This is a genomic window from Pyxidicoccus xibeiensis (genome assembly GCF_024198175.1).
Lineage (GTDB): Bacteria > Myxococcota > Myxococcia > Myxococcales > Myxococcaceae > Myxococcus > Myxococcus xibeiensis.
The window spans coordinates 164,217-179,590 of sequence record NZ_JAJVKV010000013.1 but is presented as its reverse complement, the minus strand read 5'-3'; the positions used below and the strand labels follow the sequence as shown (position 1 = coordinate 179,590).

Below are 15,374 nucleotides of genomic sequence, written 5' to 3'. Positions count from 1 at the left end.
CTCAGGGCGGAGCGGGCCGGGCCTCCGCCGTGCTCAGGCGCTGCTCGATGACGTCGCGAGCCTTGGAGTCCGGCACCTCGCGCAGGTGCCGCGTCCACCAGCCGCGAGCCTCCTCGATGTCCGGGTTGGGGCGGTTCCAGTACGCCTCGCCCAGCTTCAGCGCCAGGTTCGCGTCGCCGCTCAGGCCGAAGGCCTCCCGGTACTTGGCGGCGGCGAAGCCCGCGTCCCCGCGCTGCAGCGCGATGTCCCCTTCCCGCGTCAGCTGCGCTGCGCGCTCCACGTTGCGAGCCCCGGTGGCAATCTCCTTGTCGTAGAGGGGCACCTCGGCGTCCGAGCCCTGCGAGCGGGCCACCCCTCCGGGCACCGGCGCGTTGTCCGGCAGCGAGTACGGCGTGTCCTTGGTGCCGCGGCCGGCGCCGTAGACGAAGTAGTAGGCGAAGAAGCCCGCCGCCGCGAGCACCAGGAGGATGGTGAGCGACTTGAAGAAGAAGGCCGCGCTGCCACTGCCCGTCCCGGGATTCGTGGGGACGAGCGAGCCGGTCTCCTCCCGCGCGGAGGGCATGTCGTCGGCATTGGAGGGCAGTGGTGCCAGCACGCCCGGCAGCACGCGCATCGTGGCCTCCATCGTCACCTCGTTGCTGTCCCACCCGGGCACGGTGGTGTCCCGGCCGTCGTTCATCGGGCCGCCGGTGGACTTGCGAGGCAGAGGCGCCAGCACGGCGGAGGGCTGGGCGCGGCGGGGGTTGGCCTCGGCCCGGCGGCGCTCCTTGTCCACCGCGAGCAGCTCGGCCTTGAAGGACTCCGCGTTGGCCGGCCGGTCATCCGGGCTCTTGGAGAGGGCCCGGAGGATGAGCCGCTCCATGCCCTGGGAGATGCGCGCCTCCGGCCTGCGCCGGCTGGGAGGCAGCGGCTCCTCGGTGAGGTGCTTGGTGGCGAAGCCCACCGCCGAGTCCGACTCGAAGGGCAGCAGGCCCGTCATCAGCTGGTAGAGGATGACGCCCACCGCGTACAGGTCCGAGCGGTGGTCCAGCTGCGCGCCCCGCGCCTGCTCCGGGGACATGTACTCGGGCGTGCCGCACACGAAGCCCGCGCGGGTGAGCGCCGGCCCGTCATCCGCGGTGGAGTCCGTAATCTTGGCGATGCCGAAGTCGAGCACCTTGACGAAGTCGCCCTCGTTGCGGCGCTGCTCCACCATGATGTTCTCGGGCTTGAGGTCCCGGTGGATGACGCCGGCACCGTGCGCATCCGACAGCGCGCTGAGCACCTGGCTGACCAGCTTCACCACCCGCCCCTCGCTCAGCGGCCACTCGCGGCTGAGGATCTGGTGCAGGTCCTGCCCCGCCACGTACTCCATGGCGATGAAGAGCGCGCCGTCCTCGGCCTGGCCGAAGTCCAGCACGCTGATGGAGTTGGGGTGGTTGAGGCGGCTGGCGGCCTTCGCCTCGCGCTGGAAGCGCGCCACGGTGCGCTCGTCCGACAGCAGCGTGTGGCGCAGCACCTTCAGCACCACCACCTTGTCCAGGGCGAGCTGCCGGGCGCGGAACACCCGGCCCATTCCGCCCTCGCCGATGAGGGCTTCCACCCGGTATTTGGAGGCAATCGTCTTGCCGACGTAGTCGTCCGCGTCGGCCGTACGCACGAGCGTCGCGCCGCAGGCGGGACAGAAACGGGAGGATTCTTGGGCGTCAGCGCCGCAGGAGGGGCAGAGCAAGTCGACTTTCCCCAGGGGGGTGGGCCCGGGAGTTCACCACGTCGCTCGGGTGAGGAGCAAGCCACGCACAAGGCGAGCAAGCGGGCGCGGCCCCTGGTACAACCCGGAACCCGCCATGGACGCCGTGGAATACTGCCCCCGCTGTGACACCGAGAACGCCCGGGACGCGACTGTCTGCCGCGCCTGTGGCTCGCCCATCCGCTCCGGGACGATGGTGATGGCTGTCGCCAGCCTGTCCTCGCGCCCGCAGGTGTCCATCCGCGTGGTGCGCGCCGACGGCGGCCCCGAGTCCGTCGTCCGCATGCAGCGCGACACCCTCACCTGCGGCCAGCAGGGAGAAATCGCCCTGCCGGATGACCCCTTCATCATGCCCGTGCAGCTGCGCTTCTTCTTCTCCGGCGCCCGGCTGGCCGTGGAGGACGTGGGCGGCGCCAACGGCGTCTTCGTCCGCCTGCGCGCGGAGCGGGAGCTGTCCCCCGGCGGCGAGCTGCGCCTGGGACGGCAGCGCCTCGTCCTCGAGCCCATCCCCGCCGCGGCCACCGGCCCGGGCGGCACGCAGGTGTGGGGCTCGCCGGATCCCGGCTACCGCCTGAGGCTGGTGCAGTTGCTGGAGGGCGGCCTGCGGGGCGCGGCCTTCCCGCTGCGCGAGGGGGACAACCTGCTGGGCCGCGAGCAGGGCGACCTCACCTTCCCCACGGACGGCTTCGTGTCCGGACGGCACGCGGTGCTTCAGGTGCGGCAGGACCGGCTCCAGGTCCGCGACGTGGGCTCGTCCAACGGCACCTTCATCCGCCTGGCGGGCCCCACCTTCGTGGACAACGGGGACCACTTCCTCATCGGCCGCCAGCTGCTGCGCGTGGAAATCCAGGCGCCCGCGGCCTGAGGCGCCCGGAGTCGTCAAGCTCAGGAGCCCCGGGCGGTGCTGCTGCCCGGGTGCCGGGCCGCACGGGAAGCTCCCGCACGGCCCGGGGTGCCACGGCGCTGCTCAGCCGTAGGACTTCTCCTTCTTCTCCTGCTCCTCCTTGCAGCGGATGCAGAGCGTCGTCACCGGACGCGCCTCGAGTCGCTTCGGAGAGATGTCCTCCTCGCAACGCTCGCAGATGCCGAACGTACCGTCCTCGATGCGCACCAGCGCCTTCTCGATCTTCTGCAGCAGGAACTTCTCCCGGTCGCGCAGGCGGAACACCATCGACTGCGCGTACTCGGAGGAGGCCAGGTCGATCTCATCCGGGAGGTCGTCCGTGTCGAAACTGGACTCCTCCACCAGGGTCTTCTTGGCGCTCTCGAGCAGGCTCGTCTTGCTGTCCTCGAGCATCTTCTTGTAACGCTTGAGATCTTTCTGGTTCACAGCCTTCGCTCCAGTCCAGCGAGGGTTTTGGGCCCTGACCCCCGAAAAAAGGGCCCGAAAGCTTTATTCATGTACCCTTCAGTGTCAAGCTGACCAGGGTCCAGACTCTGGGTGAAGAGAGGGACGGTTGACCGAGAACACGAAGTTTGATCGGGAGTTCCTGCGCTCGGCCCTCTCGCTTGCGGGCAAGAGCGAAGTAGACCATTTCCTCTACATCTGCGACACGCCCATTCCTTCCGAGGAGTTCCGGGGCCGGCCTGCTCGCAAGAAGCTCGTCTATGCGGTGACGATGCCGAAGCTCGCACAGGAGCACCTGGCGAAGAAGGTCCGCGCGCTCGTCATCCCGGCGTATGACTACTCGCGCACCGAGCGGGTGAAGGTGGCGCTCGTCTCCGCGCTGTCCCAGGGAGCGTTCAAGGAAGGCGACCTGGTGCTGTGCATGACGGGCAAGGTGGGCCGCGCGCCGGACACGCTGATGCAGATGCGCATCGGCGGCTCGCTGGATGACCGGCTCGCCATCGAAGGCGTGAAGCTGGGCGAGGAGTTCAACTCGCAGGTGGTGGACGCGCTCATCCAGCTCGCGCTGCAGATTGGCCAGGAGGGCTTCGAGGGCCATCCCATCGGCACCATCATCACCATCGGTGACCACACCACGGTGCTGGAGAAGAGCCGGCAGATGACCATCAACCCGTTCCAGGGCATCTCCGAGGCGGAGCGGAACGTGCTGGACCCGAAGATCCGGGAGGCCATCAAGAACTTCTCCGTGCTGGACGGGGCCTTCGTCATCCGCGAGGACGGCGTGGTGCTGGCCGCGGGCCGCTACCTGTCCGCCACCGACGACGCGGTGAAGATTCCGCTCGGCCTGGGCGCGCGCCACGCGGCCGCCGCCGGCATCACCTCCACCACGCACTGCATCGCGCTGGTGGTGAGCCAGACGTCCGGCGCGGTGCGCCTCTTCAAGGGCGGCAACATCGTCCTGGAGCTGCACCAGACGGCGCGCCGCACCTGAGGCGTGTGCCGGCCCGCCTGCGCTCGCCCGAGCGGAGGCCGGAGCCAGCGCCGCCCCACCTGCGGGGCCCGGGCGAGCGTCACTTCTCCTGCTCGCGCAGCTCCTCGCGGTAGATGTCGGCCAGGGCGTGCGCGCGCTCCACCTCGTCCCGGGCGGCGTCCACCACCAGGGCCTGCTCGAAGCGGGCCACACGCTCGCGCATGGCGTCGGTGACGATGCCGCCCACGGTTAGGCGGGCGGAGGCGCTCTCGCGCTCCCGGCGCAGCTCCTCCAGCCGGTCGCCCAGCTCGCCCGCGGCCTCCAGCAGCAGCTTCGCGTCCGTGTCCGCGCGCGCCAGCGACTCGCGCGTGGTGGCCAGCAGGGCCTCCGCGTGCTCCCGGTCCTTCTTCAGCACGGCCGCGGCGCGGGCATCCCCCTTCTCCTCCGCGGTGCCGCGGCGCGAGGCGAGCTCCTCCAGCCGCTTCGTGTAGCGCTCCACGCCGCGCGACAAGTCCCCCTTGAGGGCGAGCAGCGTGGCCGCGGACTTGCGCACCTGGGCCGCCTGCCGGTCCAGGTTCTCGATGAGCTGGTCCAGGGCGGCGAGCGGGTCCGCCGGCCGGGAGGGCTCCTTCTTCCGTTTCCGCAACAGGCCGAAGAACATGGGCGTGGGGTGCAGCCTAGCCGAACGGGCGGCACAACAGCCGCACCCGGTCCAGGGCCTCGCGCACGGGAAGCCCACCGGCGGACAGCGCGGCCAGGTACCGGGCCGGCGTGAGTCCGTACACCGACAGCAGGTGCTGGAGGAGCACCATGCTCTCCGACGCGCGCCGGTCCGCGGGGGCCAGCGAGGCCGCCTCCACCAGCGCGGCGAGGATGTCCACCACGCGGTTCACCACGTCCGCCCCCGGCACCTGCGCACCGGGCGACGCGGAGGGCGTCTCCGGGAAGAGCGCGTCGAAGGAGGCCTCCACCGCCACGGGCGCGGGCGCGCCCCTCCCGGCCGCCACCGCCTCCAGCGCCTCCAGGTGGGGTGCCAACTGCTCCAGGACGTCTCCGGTGGTGGGCACGTCGCGGGGCAGCAGGGTGCGCCACGGGGTGTCGAACTCGGTGCGCGCCCACTGGATCTCCTCGTCGGAGAGGTGGTGATAGAAGGCGCGGCCTCCCGCGGCGCGCTGCTCGCGCACCAGCATGCGGAGGTCCGGGTTCTCCTCGCCCAGGGAGATGAAGCTCAGGGCGATGTCCAGCGCGCCCATCGGGGCCCGGGTGCGGCGGATGAGGTCCAGGTCCACGCGGTCCTCGCCGTCGGTGATGATGACCACCGTGGCGCGGGCGAGGTACGGGTCCCTGCCCTGCGCGGCGCGGATGGAGTCGAAGGCGGACATCAGCGCCAGGGTGATGTCCGTCTGGCCCTCCGCGGGTGACTCGCGGAAGAGCTTCTCTATCTGCCGGGTGGCCTCGACGGCGGTGTCCACGCGGGCCAGCTCGGTGGGCACGTCGTTGAAGAAGCTGAAGTAGAGCGGGTCGAACTGCTCGCCCCGGCGCGCCTTGACGCGCAGGTTGTTCAGCTCGGCGATGACGATGGCGTCGCGGAAGCGGGCGCGACTGCCGTGCATGGAGCCGGACGCGTCGCAGACGTAGACGCGCACGGCGGTGCGCTTCACCTTCTGGGGGCGCGGCGGGGGCTCGTCCTCCAGGTAGGCGCGCACCAGCTGGTGGCTCGCGGCCAGGTCGTGCAGCAGCATGCGCGGGTCGGTGAGCACGAAGTTGTGCACCTCGTGCAGGCTGCCCGTCGTCTCGTACGTCATCGTCTGGGTGGGGTACGGCACCCGCCGGGGGACGGGCCGCTTCGTGCGCGTGTCCGCCAGCACGATTTCCTCCGACAGCGCGTCCTCCACGTCGAAGTACCGGGCGCAGCCGGCGGCCAGCTCGAAGGTGGAGAGCTGCTCGGGCTTCAGCGAGAAGGCCAGGTCCGCCAGCAGCTCGTCCGGCTGGGGCGCCGTGGCCGCCGGCTTCCCCGCCTCGGGGCTCTCCCCGAACCAGTGGGCCAGCGAGTCCCGCTCGGCCGTCTCCAGCTGGGCGGACAGGCGCTGCCGGGGCGGCAGCAGGGGCTCCAGGGCGGTGCGCGCGGCGTTCGCCAGCTGCGTGTCCCCGGCCTCCAGCGCGCGCTCGTAGAGGCCGCGCAGGGAGCGGTAGGCCACCTGGGGCTCACGCCGGGCGGAGTGCCGCACATGGCGCAGCAGCTCGTCCAGGGAGCGCACGGCGGGCACGGAGCGGACGCGCTCACGGGCCTCCGCCACCTGCCGGCGCAGCGCCATGCCCCGCTCCCGGTCGTGGTCCGCGCCCAGGCGCAGCAGCAGCTCGTGCGCCAGATCCAGGTCGCGGCGCTTCTGCACCACGTCCGCCGCGTTGTCGCGCGCCCGGGCGGCGAAGAACTCGGCCGCCGCCATGCGGGCGCTGGTGGGCGAGCGGTCCCTCCGCGTCACCTCCGGCCGCACGTAGATTTCGAACTCCACGTCCGTGTCCAGGCTGTCCGACGGGGGCCGGGAGAACAGCTCCGCCACCTTCACGGCCCGCGCCAGCTGGACGAAGGCCCGCTCCAGCAGGGTGAGCGCCCCGGGCGGCGGCTCGCCCGCGCGCCATGCGCGCTCCACGAGCAGCACGCACGCCTCCACCTCCTCCAGGGCCTGCTCCGCCCGGGCCTGGAGCCCCTGGGCCAGCGCCCCCGCGCGTCCCTTGCGCACGCCCAGCTCGCGCAGCAGCTGCGCGTCCGCGGCGGTGTGCACGCCCACCCGGTCCAGCTCGCGGTCCAGCGCCGTGAGCACCGGCAGGGCCAGGTCCTCCGGCCCGCGAGCGCGCCGGCCGAAAGACCACCCGCGCCAGCCTCCGGGCGCCGGAGCGGGCTGTTGCAGCGCATCCAGGCGCCGCCGCAGTTCCGTGAGCCGCCGCACGAGCACGCTCAGCGCCTCCCCTGCCCCTCAGCCCGCCTCATGACGCCGACCGCCGCGACAGCACCTGGCGGCTGAAGCGCCCGAAGTCGTCGTCGATGCCGCGCAGCTGCCCCTCCAGCCTGCGGGCACTCTCGCCCAGGTCTCCGGGCATGGAGCCCAGGATGGACAGCACGCCCCGCAGGCGCACCAGCTCCCCCTCCTTCAGGGCCAGCATCGGGAAGCGGCTGCGCACCAGCCGGTCCACGGTGCGCTCCGCCTCGGAGCGCTCGGTGAGGGAGTCCGGGGCCGGCAGCGACGTGAGCAGCTGCGTCAGCCAGCTGCGCAGGTACTTCACGCGCGACTGGACGAAGGACAGCTCCGCCTGTGCCACCGCCGAGCGCACGTTGTCCGAGAGGAAGCCCGGCGCGGAGGCGCCACGGAAGACCGCGAGCTGCCCGTCCAGGCTGAGCAGCGAGGCCAGCTCGCCGTCCGGGGCCCGGGCGGAGAACTCGCCCCGGTAGAAGACGTACGCGTCGCCGTTGAGCACGGCGGTGGCCTGGGGCGGAGGGCTGGCCACCTCGCGGGTGAGGAGCTTGGCGTGCTCCCGCAGCCGGTTCTCGAGGATGTCGCGGCACTCGGCGAGCACCACGTCCACGGACAGGCCCTCGCGCCTCAGGTTCTCCGCCACGGACTGCACCGCGCGGCCGTACTGGTCGATTCGCTCGAAGGGCGTGGACGACAGCACCTCGCGCGCATAGGCGATGCCCAGCGGCAGCAGCAACTCCTGCTTGAGCCCCGCCTGGGACGGGTCCAGCACGGCCAGCGAGTGCTCCAGCTGCGTGAGGCGCCGCGAGTCGGCGGCGAGCGCCTCCAGCGGCTCCCTCCGCGCCCGTCCCGTGGAGCCCTGGAAGGCCAGGGCGGCACGGCGGCGCAGGGCGGACACCACGCGCCGCCGCACCTCGACCTCCTCCACGCGCAGGGCCTCCAGCGCCGCCGGCGCGCCCTCCGCGAGCTGCCCCGCCAGGTCCGTCGTCTGGGACAGCTCCTCCTCCAGGTTGTCCGCCAGCCCCACCAGCCCCTCGAGCTTGAGGCCGTCCTCGAAGTCCACGCTCTCCGCGGACAGGGCAATCATCTCCAGCGCGCCCTCCAGGTAGCGCGCGGTGGACTCGCACAGCGGCGCGTAGCCCGCGCGCAGCTCGGGGATGGCGCGGCACAGCGCCAGCGCGTCGCGGAAGGAGGACAGCAGCGCCAGCCCACCCCGGCCCTCGCCCTGCCCCGCCATGCCGCGTCCCAGCCGCTGCTCCAGCGCGGTGACGAGCGCCCGCGCGGCGCCCAGCAGCGGGGCCCGGTTCGCCGCGTGGCGCGGGCCCGGCACCAGCTTGGTCAGCAGCGACTTCGCGGTGGTGGACACCACGGCGGGCTGCCAGTTGCGTCCCAGCGACTCGGCCGCCGCCACGTCGTCGACCGCCCCCAGCGCCTGGGCCTCGCGCTCCACGCCGCCCCCCAGGTCCTGCCGCACCTGGGCCAGGCACTCGTCGAAGGCCCGCTGCTCCAGCCGGACGATTTCCAGCTGTGCGCGCTCGCGCGGGTCCACCACCGCCTTGAGCAGCGCCTCCGTCTCCGCCGCTGGCGGGCCCCCCAGCAGGAAGAACCAGCGCAGCGAGTCCAGGTCCTCCACCGTGGCTTCCAGCGGCCGGTCCGGCCGCCGGTAGATTTGATCTCTCACCACCGCGGCCTTCAGCGCCCACAGCGCCTTCACCGCCGAGCGCTGGGAGAAGTACTTCGTGGGCACGTAGTCGGGCAGCTTGGACACCTGCGCCGCCAGCGCGCGCTCCAGCGCGTCCGCCAGCAGCTCCACGCCCTCCAGCACGTGGCTGGGCACCTTCACCCGCGTCACCGCGTCCTGCAGCAGGTCCACCTGCTGGAGGGACAGCTGGGCCCGCAGGTCCGGCCGCGCTCCGTGCAGGAAGCGCTGGAGCATGGCCGCCCGGCTCTCCTTCCGGGCGAAGGACTTGGGCACGAAGCAGATGAAGCTGAGCCGGTCCGCGAAGGCCAGCAGCAGCTCCGGCGAGCGCGCGAGCACCTCGGAGAGGTACCGGTTGCTCGTCATGATGACGCACTCGGTGCGCCCCGTCGTCACCCGCCGCCCGTGCTTCAGCTCGCGCTCGTACAGCACGTTGAGGATGGAGCGCAGCAGCATGTCCCGGCCGTCGAACACCTCGTCCAGGAAGGCGTGCTCGGAGCCCAGCATGCCCTCTTCGGTGAGGTACTCCGTGCGCCCCGTCTCCGTGAGCACCTTGAAGTCCACCGGGCCGATGAGGTCCGTCTGCACGGTGGACTCGGCGAGCTGCTTGGAGAACAGCGACGGCTGCCCCGTGCGCTCGTCGACGATGCGCCCCAGCACCGCGCTGGCGATGGCGCTCTTCGCCGTGCCCGGCGGCCCCACCACCAGCACGTGCTCCCGCCCCAGGAGCGCCAGCTCCAGCTGCGTGAAGAGCGTCTCTCGCTCCAGGTACGCCTCCCGGAGCTCGCCGAAGAAGTGACGGAAGGCCCGGGAGGCCTGGACGTAGGGCGGCGGATGAGCTTGCACGGACGACCTGGAGGTGACGGGGAGGCGCCCATGCTACCCGCCGCCGTCGCCCCATTTGAAGGGTGCCGACGCCCACCCTCCGTGAAGGCCGCTACTCCGCGAGGGCGTCGTGCAGGTGGCCGTGGACGCTCCGCCAGATGTCGTGCTGCCGCTCGATGGGGTCCATCACCTTCATTCCCACCGCCGTGGCCGGGGAGCTGCCCTGGAAGGCGGAGTACTGGCGGAGGCGCGTGCCGCCCCCGCCGTCGTCCTCGAAGACGAAGCGGTTCGTCCCTCGCAGCGGGTGCCCGTCCAGGGTGGTGATGTGCACCGTGTTCGCCCCGGGCTCCAGGCGGACGGTGATGGGCGCCCACACCGGGGGCAGGCCCTTCTCCTCCAGGAACAGCTTCGCCCCGTCCTCCAGCTTCGCCGTCGCCGGCCGCAGCTGGATGCCCGCCGACTCGAACACCGCGCCCGGGTTGCGCACGAAGTAGTCGTAGGCCTCCCGGGGAGCCGCGCCGGGGATGCGGCTGGTGTAGTCCGTGAGCGACGTGGGCGCCCCCTGGATGGGCGCGCTCGCCCCCAGCAGCTTCAGGTGCCACCGCGCGTATGCGTCCACCGCCGCGCCGCCCCCCAGCAGCTGGCTGGCCGCCGCCGCCTCGGACTGGGCCGCCGTCAGCCCCAGCTGCTTCGTCTGCTCCGCCAGGTTGCCCGTGGGCAGGGGAGGGAACGCGCCGCCAATGGCGAAGTCGAACCCGTTGGCCTGCCCCGTCCGGGGTCCGCTGCGAGGCCCCTGCACGGGAGCGCCCCCCTGCGCCGGGGGCCCACCGGAGGGGCCCCGGTACGCCACCACCGAGCTGGCCGGCGCGGAGGACGCCTGCCGCGCCGGGCCAGGCCGCGCAGGAGCCTGGGAGGAGGAAGCCCCTTCGGGCTCGACGAGGCCGGGGTGGAGGGAGGTCGGCGAGGACTCGATACGGGACATGCGGGTGCCCTTTCGGGGGAAGAGGAACCCACCCCCTGTGCACCCGCTCCGCCACCGCCCGGCCCAGTCCCTTCGGGCCCTTGGCGCTCCGCCCACGTCCCACTTCTCGTACGGGCATCCACCGTTCCGGAAGGCCCCCTGCCCGCCCCACCCCGAAAAAGCGGAGGGCCGGTCCCCCACTCGCGCGGAAGCACCGGCCCTCTTCACTTCACCGGAAGCGGCTCATCGCCGCCCGCGGCCACTACGACTGGCGGAACTCGGCGTCCACCACGTCGTCCTTCTTCGGGGTGGCCTGCGAGCCCGGACCCGCGGAGGGACCGGCCCCCGGAGGAGGCGCCTCGCCCGGGGCGCCGCCCGTGGCGCGGTACATCTCCTCGGCCGCCTTGTAGCTGGCCGCCTGGAGCTTATCGAGCGCGGCCTTGATGGTGTCCTTGTCCTGGCCGTCGCGGACCTTGTTCAGCTCCGCCACGCCCTCCTCGAGCGCCTTCGCCGTGTCGGCCGAGAGCTTGTCCTTGTTCTCCTTCAGCAGCTTCTCCGAAGCGTAGGCCGCGCTCTCCGCCTGGTTCTTCACCTCCACCAGCTCGCGGCGGGCCTTGTCGGCGGCCTCGTTCGAGCGGGCATCGGCGACCATCTTCTCCACCTCGTCCTTCGCCAGACCGGACGAGTGGGTGATGGTGACCTTGTTGTCCTTGCCGGTCGCCTTGTCCTTCGCGCTGACGTTGAGGATGCCGTTCGCGTCGATGTCGAACGTCACTTCAATCTGCGGCACGCCGCGGGGCGCCGGAGGCATGCCCGTCAGGTGGAAGCGGCCGAGGCTGCGGTTGTCGCCCGCCATCTCGCGCTCACCCTGCAGCACGTGGATCTCCACCTGCGTCTGGCCGTCCGCGGCCGTGGAGAACGTCTCCGACTTGCGCGTGGGGATGGTGGTGTTGCGCTCGATGAGCTTCGTCATCACCCCACCCAGCGTCTCCACGCCGAGGCTCAGCGGCGTCACGTCCAGCAGGAGGATGTCCTTCACCTCGCCGGACAGCACGCCGGCCTGCACCGCCGCGCCCACCGCCACGACCTCGTCGGGGTTCACCGAGCGGTTCGGCTCCTTGCCGAACAGCCGCTTCACCGCCTCCTGCACCTTCGGGATGCGGGTGGTGCCGCCCACCAGCACGACCTCGTTCAGCTCCTTCGGGTCCAACCCGGAGTCCTTGAGGCACTTGCGACACGGCTCCAGCGAGCGCTCGATGAGGTCGTCGATCATCGCCTCGAACTTGGCGCGCGTGAGCTTGACGTTGAGGTGCTTGGGACCGGACGCGTCCGCCGTGAGGAACGGCAGGTTGATGTCCGTCTCCATCGCGCTCGACAGCTCGATCTTCGCCTTCTCCGCCGCCTCCTTCAGGCGCTGGATGACCATCTTGTCCTTGGTGACGTCGAGCCCGGTGTCCTTCTTGAACTCGGCGACCAGCCAATCCATGATCCGCAGGTCGATGTTGTCGCCGCCCAGGTGCGTGTCACCGTTCGTCGCCAGCACGTCGACCACGCTCTCGCCCACCTCCAGGATGGAGATGTCGAACGTGCCGCCGCCAAAGTCGTAGACGGCGATCTTCTCGTCCTTCTTCTTGTCCAGGCCGTACGCGAGCGCCGCCGCCGTCGGCTCGTTCACGATGCGCCGCACGTTGAGGCCGGCAATCTCACCGGCGTCCTTGGTGGCCTGGCGCTGGGCGTCGTTGAAGTACGCCGGGACGGTGATGACCGCCTCCGTCACCTTCTCGCCCAGGTAGTTCTCCGCCGCGCGCTTGAGCTTCAGCAGCACCTGCGCGCTGATCTCCGGCGCGCTGTACTGCTTCTGGTCGATGTCCACGCGCGCATCACCGTGGGGGCCACGGGCGACGCGGTAGGGGACCAGCTTGGCCTCCTCGGCCACCTCATCGTGGCGGCGGCCCATGAAGCGCTTGATGGAGTACACCGTGCGCTCGGGGTTGGTGATGGCCTGACGCTTCGCCACCTGACCGACCAGGCGCTCCCCATCCTTCGTGAACGCGACCACCGAGGGCGTGATGCGGCTGCCTTCCTCGTTGACGATCACCTTGGGCTCGCGACCCTCCATGATCGCAACCACGCTGTTCGTGGTGCCCAGGTCGATCCCGATAATCTTGCCCACGGTTCGTATCCTCCGGAAAAGACTGCGTTTTTCTCAAAAGCTGCTGATGTATGCCCAACGTAACCACCCACCCCCCGCTGTCAAACCGGAGTGGCGCCCCGCAGTGCTCCTTCGGGAAGGTGCTACTCCCCGGTGCGTAGCGCAGTGCGCAGGCAGGCATGCGCCGCGTCACGCCAGCGCCATGGACGCGCCACAGGTGCGTAACGCGCTCTACACCTCCGTCACCCCGCGGTAGCAACCGGGCAGCCGGGAGATCAGCAGCCGACGCTGCAACCCCTCGGAATGTCATGCCTGCCCGCCTGCTGACGCAGCGAGTCAGGCCTTGGCGAGAAAAGTGCACAGTCCGCCCGGCGTCGCCATTCGGGTGCCCCCAACCCGAGCAACCCTGGAGCCCGCCGCATGCTCGTCCAGCCCCTCCGCTCGCCTGATTTCCGCCGGTCTCCCGCGTCGGATGTCGCCCCCGAGCCGAAGGTCGCGGTGCTGTTGAATGCCAATGCCCGCAAGGTGGATGCGCGGGTGGTGAAGTCGCTGTCCCATGTGGTGCCGGAGCAGGACCTCTTCCTCTCCCGCTCGCCCCTGGACGCGCGTCGCATCGTCCAGACGGTGCTCGAGCGTGGCTACCCCACCGTCTTCACGGGTGGCGGTGACGGCACCTTCATGGGCTTCGTCAACGAGGTGCTGCAGCAGGTGGGGCCGCGCGGCCGCTTCGCGGGCCAGGCCGCGCCCCGCTTCGGCATCCTCAAGCTGGGCACGGGCAACGGCATCGCCGCGCACGTCAACGCCTCCAGCACCCGCGGGGACGGCATCCTCAACGACGTGCTGCGCGCCCGCACCGGTGAAGTCCCCGCCTTCCGCCCCATGGACCTGCTGATGGTGGACGGGCAGCGCGCGCCGTTCGCCGGGCTGGGCGTGGATGGCAAGGTGCTCAACGACTACATCTGGGTGAAGGAGAACCTGGGCAAGGGGCTCCTGAAGAACGTCCTCTCCGGCAGCGGCGGGTACTTCTCCGCGGTGGCCTGCAAGACGGTGCCGCACTACCTGACGAACTCCACCTGGGTGGAGTGCGAGGTCATCAACGGCCAGGCCGGCGAGGCGTACCGCCTGGGCGCGGACGGCCGCCCGGTGGGTGACGCGCTGGCGCCCGGGGCCACGCTGTTCCGCGGCCGGCTGATGATGGCGGCGGCGGGCACCATGCCCTTCTACGGGTACGGCTTCCGCATGTTCCCCTTCGCCAGCGAGCGCCGCGGCTTCATGCAGCTGCGCCTGGGCCAGGTGACGCCCACGCAGGTGCTCACCCACCTGCCCAAGCTGTGGAACGGCCGCTGGTTCCCGGAAGGCCTGCACGACTTCCACGCCCGCGAGGTCACCATCCGCTTCGCCCGCCCCATGCCCTTCCAGGTGGGTGGCGACGCGGCCGGCTACCGCGACCAGGTGTCGCTGTCCGTGGCCCCGGAGTCCATCGAGCTGGTGGACTTCAACGGCGCCATCAACTGACGCGCCGCCCGCGCGGGCAGCGCACCTGCCCGCGCCGCGCCTAGCCCCTGTCGCGTGACGCCGGAGGCTTCTCGCCCGGCTCCTTGCGGCGCCCCACGACGAACGCGTAGCTGACGCTGGCCTTGCCGTTGCTCTCGCGGTGCAGGGCCAGCTCCTCGCGCAGCCCGGCCGTCTGGGCGTTGGAGCCCGCCGGCAGGTGCTCCTGGATGTCCCGGTAGAGCACGTCCAGCTCGGCGTCGTGCAGCGTCTCGGCGGACTCGGGCTCGTAGCCGGAGGCCTCCAGCGTCTGGAGCAACTCGCGGGGCAGCAGCAGCGGCCCGCCGACGCGCCGCTCCCAGAAGTCGAGCGTGGCCTTGGGCGCGAAGCGCCCCACCCTCGCGGGGAACGTGAGGCCCAGCCGGCCGCGCTTCGCCAGCAGGGGGCGCATGCTCGCCAGCGTGGGCTTCAGCGGGTACAGCACGTGGCCCTGGATGAGGATGGCGTTGAACTCCCCCTCCGGCAGGCCGAGCGACTCCAGCGACACGCGCCGCACCTCGAGCCTGTCGGACAGCCCCTGGGCGCGCACGCGCTCGCGCAGCGTCGCCAGCAGCGCCTCGTCCGTGTCCGCGGCCACCACCGAGCAGCCCAGCTCCCGGGCCAGCAGCAGCGCCGCGTGCCCGTCCGGGCCGCAGCCGAGCACCAGCACCCGCGCGCCCGGCTCCAGCTGGGCCACCTTGGCGAAGCGCCGCGTCGCATCTTCCGAGCCGAACGCTCGCCGGACGCCCGCGGGGTGGTAGAGGGGGAAGGGCTCTGCGGGACTCATAGATTCCTCATATACCCGCACCGTCCGGACTTCCAGCAACGGACCCGGGCGCCGCCCTCTCCCTCACGGCGGCGCCCGGTGCTTCACAGGTAGTAGATGACCCGCTCGTCTTTGTGGAGCCCGGCGTAGATGGCGCGCCGGTGCTCCTCGGACAGCAGGTACACCGACACGCTCAAGGACACATAGGTGCCCTTGCTGCTGGGCTGCTCGCGGATGGAGTCCGGAGAAACCTCCGTCCCCATCAGCCTCCGGAACAGCTCCCTCACGTGCTCGGTGAAGCCGGGGGGCTCCTGCTTGCCCATCACCTTGAAGGTGTAGACCGACGGGTACTCGATGAGGGGCTTCTTCTCCTCATCGCCAGCAGGGGGTGTGCTCTCAGGACCATCCTTCGTCATGACACG

General features: G+C 71.4%; 12 protein-coding genes. 3 read left to right on the top strand and 9 right to left on the bottom strand.

Annotated features, from left to right (window positions below; translation table 11 throughout):
• Position 1: 1 nt before the first annotated feature.
• Positions 2-1,711, bottom strand: coding sequence for a serine/threonine-protein kinase (locus tag LXT23_RS38880; protein WP_253985502.1), 1,710 nt, complete (start codon positions 1,709-1,711; stop codon positions 2-4).
• A gap of 115 nt (positions 1,712-1,826) precedes the next feature.
• Here LXT23_RS38880 and LXT23_RS38875 point away from each other — a divergent pair, with 115 nt between their 5' ends.
• On the top strand, positions 1,827-2,594 hold the full coding sequence (locus LXT23_RS38875; protein WP_253985501.1) for an FHA domain-containing protein: 768 nt from the start codon (positions 1,827-1,829) through the stop codon (positions 2,592-2,594).
• 102 nt (positions 2,595-2,696) lie between these two features.
• Here LXT23_RS38875 and LXT23_RS38870 read toward each other — a convergent pair whose 3' ends face one another.
• Positions 2,697-3,059, bottom strand: coding sequence for a TraR/DksA family transcriptional regulator (locus LXT23_RS38870; RefSeq protein WP_002640271.1), 363 nt, complete (start codon positions 3,057-3,059; stop codon positions 2,697-2,699).
• 127 nt (positions 3,060-3,186) lie between these two features.
• On the opposite strand from LXT23_RS38870, the gene LXT23_RS38865 reads away from it, so the two are divergent.
• Entirely contained in the window at positions 3,187-4,068 is an 882-nt protein-coding gene (locus LXT23_RS38865) for a DNA integrity scanning protein DisA nucleotide-binding domain protein (protein WP_253985500.1), read from the top strand.
• Between the two features lie 79 nt (positions 4,069-4,147).
• Here the strand turns inward: LXT23_RS38865 and LXT23_RS38860 are convergent, their stop codons facing one another.
• The 5 genes from LXT23_RS38860 to dnaK form a co-directional block, all read right to left on the bottom strand.
• Positions 4,148-4,708 carry a PspA/IM30 family protein gene (locus LXT23_RS38860; protein WP_253985499.1) on the bottom strand — a complete coding sequence of 187 codons (561 nt, stop codon included), beginning with the start codon at positions 4,706-4,708 and terminating at the stop codon, positions 4,148-4,150.
• Positions 4,709-4,724: 16 nt separating this feature from the next.
• Positions 4,725-7,001: a vWA domain-containing protein gene (locus LXT23_RS38855; protein ID WP_253985498.1), complete on the bottom strand. Its 2,277-nt coding sequence runs from the start codon at positions 6,999-7,001 to the stop codon at positions 4,725-4,727.
• Between the two features lie 31 nt (positions 7,002-7,032).
• The gene (locus LXT23_RS38850) at positions 7,033-9,564 is read right to left on the bottom strand and encodes an AAA family ATPase (protein WP_253985497.1); all 2,532 of its coding nucleotides are present in this window, start codon (positions 9,562-9,564) and stop codon (positions 7,033-7,035) included.
• Between the two features lie 91 nt (positions 9,565-9,655).
• On the bottom strand, positions 9,656-10,525 hold the full coding sequence (locus LXT23_RS38845) for an SRPBCC family protein (protein WP_253985496.1): 870 nt from the start codon (positions 10,523-10,525) through the stop codon (positions 9,656-9,658).
• 241 nt (positions 10,526-10,766) lie between these two features.
• Positions 10,767-12,677 (bottom strand): molecular chaperone DnaK, encoded by a 1,911-nt coding sequence (gene dnaK, locus LXT23_RS38840; protein WP_253985495.1) that lies wholly within the window; start codon positions 12,675-12,677, stop codon positions 10,767-10,769.
• A gap of 399 nt (positions 12,678-13,076) precedes the next feature.
• Between dnaK and LXT23_RS38835 the strand changes: the two genes are divergently transcribed.
• On the top strand, positions 13,077-14,171 hold the full coding sequence (locus LXT23_RS38835; protein WP_253985494.1) for a diacylglycerol/lipid kinase family protein: 1,095 nt from the start codon (positions 13,077-13,079) through the stop codon (positions 14,169-14,171).
• A 40-nt stretch (positions 14,172-14,211) separates the two neighbouring features.
• Here the strand turns inward: LXT23_RS38835 and LXT23_RS38830 are convergent, their stop codons facing one another.
• Positions 14,212-14,973, bottom strand: coding sequence for an SAM-dependent methyltransferase (locus LXT23_RS38830; protein ID WP_253985493.1), 762 nt, complete (start codon positions 14,971-14,973; stop codon positions 14,212-14,214).
• An 83-nt stretch (positions 14,974-15,056) separates the two neighbouring features.
• A complete protein-coding gene (locus LXT23_RS38825) occupies positions 15,057-15,368 on the bottom strand; it encodes an HP0495 family protein (protein WP_253985492.1) in 312 nt (103 codons plus the stop codon).
• Positions 15,369-15,374: the final 6 nt, after the last annotated feature.

Bases quoted from the DNA above. Each gene is read 5' to 3' on its own strand.
- LXT23_RS38830 (WP_253985493.1), bottom strand. From the start codon at position 14,973: ATGAGTCCCGCAGAGCCCTTCCCCCTCTACCACCCCGCGGGCGTCCGG.
- LXT23_RS38845 (WP_253985496.1), bottom strand. From the start codon at position 10,525: ATGTCCCGTATCGAGTCCTCGCCGACCTCCCTCCACCCCGGCCTCGTC.
- LXT23_RS38835 (WP_253985494.1), top strand. From the start codon at position 13,077: ATGCTCGTCCAGCCCCTCCGCTCGCCTGATTTCCGCCGGTCTCCCGCG.
- LXT23_RS38875 (WP_253985501.1), top strand. From the start codon at position 1,827: ATGGACGCCGTGGAATACTGCCCCCGCTGTGACACCGAGAACGCCCGG.
- LXT23_RS38860 (WP_253985499.1), bottom strand. From the start codon at position 4,708: ATGTTCTTCGGCCTGTTGCGGAAACGGAAGAAGGAGCCCTCCCGGCCG.
- LXT23_RS38825 (WP_253985492.1), bottom strand. From the start codon at position 15,368: ATGACGAAGGATGGTCCTGAGAGCACACCCCCTGCTGGCGATGAGGAG.